At 64.3% G+C, this 3,424-nt stretch carries 6 protein-coding genes; 1 reads left to right on the plus strand and 5 read right to left on the minus strand.

The annotated features are described in order from the left end of the window. The 4 genes from AC04L7_RS14835 to AC04L7_RS14850 form a co-directional block, all read right to left on the minus strand. Window positions 1–242, minus strand: a 242-nt coding sequence (locus AC04L7_RS14835) for a nucleoside 2-deoxyribosyltransferase (protein WP_475513297.1), incomplete at its 3' end; no start/stop codon positions are given. Between the two features lie 90 nt (window positions 243–332). Further along, window positions 333–563, minus strand: coding sequence for a hypothetical protein (locus AC04L7_RS14840; RefSeq protein ID WP_435995852.1), 231 nt, complete (start codon window positions 561–563; stop codon window positions 333–335). Window positions 564–603: 40 nt separating this feature from the next. Beyond that, on the minus strand, window positions 604–1,302 hold the full coding sequence (locus tag AC04L7_RS14845; protein WP_435995854.1) for a class I SAM-dependent methyltransferase: 699 nt from the start codon (window positions 1,300–1,302) through the stop codon (window positions 604–606). 68 nt (window positions 1,303–1,370) lie between these two features. Beyond that, on the minus strand, window positions 1,371–1,919 hold the full coding sequence (locus AC04L7_RS14850) for a DUF2058 domain-containing protein (RefSeq protein ID WP_435995856.1): 549 nt from the start codon (window positions 1,917–1,919) through the stop codon (window positions 1,371–1,373). Between the two features lie 77 nt (window positions 1,920–1,996). On the opposite strand from AC04L7_RS14850, the gene AC04L7_RS14855 reads away from it, so the two are divergent. Further along, window positions 1,997–2,497 (plus strand): YgjP-like metallopeptidase domain-containing protein, encoded by a 501-nt coding sequence (locus AC04L7_RS14855; RefSeq protein ID WP_435995858.1) that lies wholly within the window; start codon window positions 1,997–1,999, stop codon window positions 2,495–2,497. Between the two features lie 63 nt (window positions 2,498–2,560). Here AC04L7_RS14855 and AC04L7_RS14860 read toward each other — a convergent pair. Then, window positions 2,561–3,424, minus strand: an 864-nt coding sequence (locus tag AC04L7_RS14860) for an OST-HTH/LOTUS domain-containing protein (protein WP_475513298.1), incomplete at its 5' end; no start/stop codon positions are given.

The raw sequence follows: 3,424 nt of genomic DNA on the forward strand, positions 1-3,424 counted from the left end.
CCACGGAAGAAGTCGAGGTTGGCCAGCACGGCGTCGGCAGCGTCGAGCAGGCCCACGTCGGCGCGGTAGATCCAGCGTGCGGTGTCGAGCGGGTCGCCGGTCGCCYGTCCGGCCACCTGCACATCCAGCGGGAACAGGCCTTCGAACCCGTAGCGTGCGCACAGCCTTTTCAATTCTTCACCCCGCGCCACGGCATCGGGACGGAAGATGTCGGGACCGGCAAGGTACAGCGACGGAATCATCGAGGAAGGCACTGGCGGCGAAGGCCTGCATTGTCGGCATGCGGGCGCCGCGCGTGGCGTGACCGATCGTCGCAGCGCGCGATCCCCGCGCTACGTTTGAACCCTCGTCCACGGCGATGCACGTGGCACGCCGACCGGCTCGAAGCCATGCGCCAGCACGATCAGTTCGCCATTCCAGTCGGCCGGAATGTCGATGCGGTAGGGCGCATCGGCCAGCGTGCCGGTGTCTTCCACCGCAGGCGTCACGGCGGTCGAGGCGTCCCGCGCGACGGCGGGCGTCACCAGAAGCGACAACGCGAGCGGCAGGCAGGTCAGGCGCATGGGATCTCCGTGGGGACGGCTGCCTGGGCGGCGAACAATCCTAGCGCGGCGTGCGGGCGTACCAGCCGTGGATCATGCCGGCCTGGTGGAAGCGCAGGGGCGACGGGAAACCGCCGGTCTCCGCCAGCGCGGCGACGCGGTCTGGCGGCAGGATGGCGACATCGCGCGCGTAGTTGGCCCGGATCTGCTCGAGCGCGCCATCGTCCAGGCCAGCCCCGGACATGGTCGCCATCCACAGGCGCAGCATCGCGGGGTAATCGGCCGCCTCGGTGTCCCACGCAAGGTCGGCCCAGGCCAGCGTGCCGCCCGCGTAAAGGCGGCGCGCGATCGCGCCGAAGAAGGCAGTGCGCGCGTCAGGATCCAGCAGGAATTGCGAAACCAGCAGGCAGGTCGCGCCATCGAATGCCGCGTCGTCCGGCAAGGTGTCGACCACGCCGGCATGGAAGGAGCAGCGGTCGGCGAAGCCTTCGCGCTCGGCGCGTGCGCGGCAGGCGGCGATCATCTGTGTCGACGGATCCAGGGCGACGAACGTCCAGCGCGGAAAGCGCCGCGCGAAGTGGGCGATCTCGGCACCGGTGCCGGCCCCCACGCACAGCACGCGCGCATTCTCCGGCAGGTCCGCGAACACCGTTTCCATCAGGAACAGCAGACTTTCGCGGATCGGCGCCATCCGCACCCAGCGCGCATCGTAGCCGGCGGCCTGCTGGTCGAAGAGGGCATCGAGTTCGTGCTGCTGCATGGCGGTCTCCGCAGGGGGTCTCATTCCACCCTACACGGGTCGTCAAGCCCGGCGTGGAGGGYCGGGCGTCACCACACCAGGTCGTCGGGGACCTTGAACTGCGCGTAGTAGTCATCCTCCTCCGAAGTCGCCGACTCGGCCTCGCCACGTTGACCATGGTCGAGCACGATCATGGCGGCATCGCGCTCACGGACCTTGTCGGCGGCCACGCGTGGCAGCAGTTCGTAGCGGTCGTCGATACGCGCGATCACCAGCACGCCGGCCGACAGTTTCTTCTTCAGGTCGTCGTTGACCAGCACGGTGCGGATGGCGCCATCCACGGTGAACCGGTATTCGATCTCGCCACTACGCGGGACCTTGCGATCGGCGACGATCTGCCGCGCCTGTGCGCGCAGTTCAGCGGCGCGGGCCTGCGCCTTGCGCTCAGCTTCGAGGGCGCGGTCGCGTTCGGCTTTCTCCGCGCGCGCGCGCTCGGCCTCGCGCTGGATCTCGTTCGGCGCGGCAGATCCCTTGGCGTGTCGCGCCTTGTTCTGCTCGCGCGCGACCTCGGCCAGCTTGGATTTCTTGACCAGCCCGGCCTTCAGCAGTTGTTCCTGCAGGGGATTTCCCTTCGCCATGTCGTCGGTGCTTCGTGGTGTTTTCGCGGCATCATACTCGCCGTTCCCACTTGCCACGCCATGCCCGCCCCCGTCCGATGGACACGCTAAAGTACCTCGCCGGCTACCCGCAGGACCTGCAGGCACGCGTGCGCGCGCTGATCACGCAGGAAGGGCTGACCCCGATGCTGGCGAAGAAGTATCCCCACGCCCATGCCATCCGCAGCGACGGCCAGCTGTACGCCTACGTGCAGGCGCTGAAGGAACAGTACCTGCGCCGCTCGGTGCCGCTGGGCAAGGTGGTGTACGACAGCACGCTGCAGGTGATGAAGCATGCACTGGGCACCCACACCACGATCTCACGCGTACAGGGAAGCCGGCTGAAGGCCAGCCGCGAAATCCGCATCGCCACCGTGTTCCGCGACGCGCCCGCCGAGTTCCTGAAGATGATCGCCGTGCACGAACTCGCGCACCTGAAGGAAGCGGACCACAACAAGGCGTTCTACCAGCTATGCACGCACATGGAGCCGGACTATCACCAGCTGGAGTTCGATCTTCGGTTGTATCTGACGCAGTTGGAGCTGGGCGCCGGAAGCTAGAAGGGGTAGCCCCGGCAAGCGCAGCGCACGCGGATTCTAGAGGCGCTCAAAGCGTTGATTTCATCATTTGTGGTCACTCTCAGCCCGAGGGCGATAGCAGGCTAATCGTCTGTCTCCGATCTGAAAGTACCTCAGGTCGAACTGGCGTGATTCGTGCAGAACTTGGCGCCAGCTGCTGCAGCCATGTCTCTCAGCGGTCAGGTCCGGATACCGCGCAGTGACCCATTCACCAGCTTCGCTCACCACGGCCCATCCATCGACAGATACCGATCTCCACGCATCGCGTAACTTCTCTGCCACGGCCGCGATAGGCCATGCGACTGTGCCGTCAGGAAGAATGCCTAGGACAATGGCATTCTGGAATTCGTCCGAACGCACGAACGCAGCAGCATTCTGGAGCGACTGGTCGAGCCATTCTCTCCATATCTGTAGCTGTGATATGCAGGTTTCGATACGCCTTGAAGAAACTTCAAGATCAGCAAGTGCGGCTTCGCAGCCCGCAGCGGTCCAAAGATCGAATTGTTGGATGAACTGATGAACCAGTCTATTTCGTAAGTGGACGAGATCAGCAATGTCTTTCTTTGCCGTCTCATAGTCCGTTCGCGACAGTTGAAGCCGAAACTTCATGCGTACCGCAATACCGCCGAGAGAAACGAGTTCGTCATCGCTGCTCGCATCTTCGAAGCCTTCGGGGACGATATGGTTGTCAAACAAGCTTCCCACCACCTGCCCCAGCGTTTTGTTCGCCACCATGTCGCGACGCGAGTCCAATGACCCCTCGATCTGTCCGGACCCTAGAGCTATGTCGTGGAGCGCCACCAATTCCTTAACGGCGTGTTCGTACTGTTGCAGTCGTATAAGGCAACATCCCAGTTGGCGTTGGACCTCCCGCTGTGTGGCGACGTTATGTGCGGCAATGCTCAAGGT

Source organism: Pseudoxanthomonas sp. LjRoot204_2, from assembly GCF_056175765.1.

Excerpts from the sequence above, each read along its gene's own strand:
- AC04L7_RS14840 (WP_435995852.1), bottom strand. The coding sequence starts at position 563 with ATGCGCCTGACCTGCCTGCCGCTCGCGTTGTCGCTTCTGGTGACGCCC.
- AC04L7_RS14855 (WP_435995858.1), top strand. The coding sequence starts at position 1,997 with ATGGACACGCTAAAGTACCTCGCCGGCTACCCGCAGGACCTGCAGGCA.
- AC04L7_RS14845 (WP_435995854.1), bottom strand. The coding sequence starts at position 1,302 with ATGCAGCAGCACGAACTCGATGCCCTCTTCGACCAGCAGGCCGCCGGC.
- AC04L7_RS14850 (WP_435995856.1), bottom strand. The coding sequence starts at position 1,919 with ATGGCGAAGGGAAATCCCCTGCAGGAACAACTGCTGAAGGCCGGGCTG.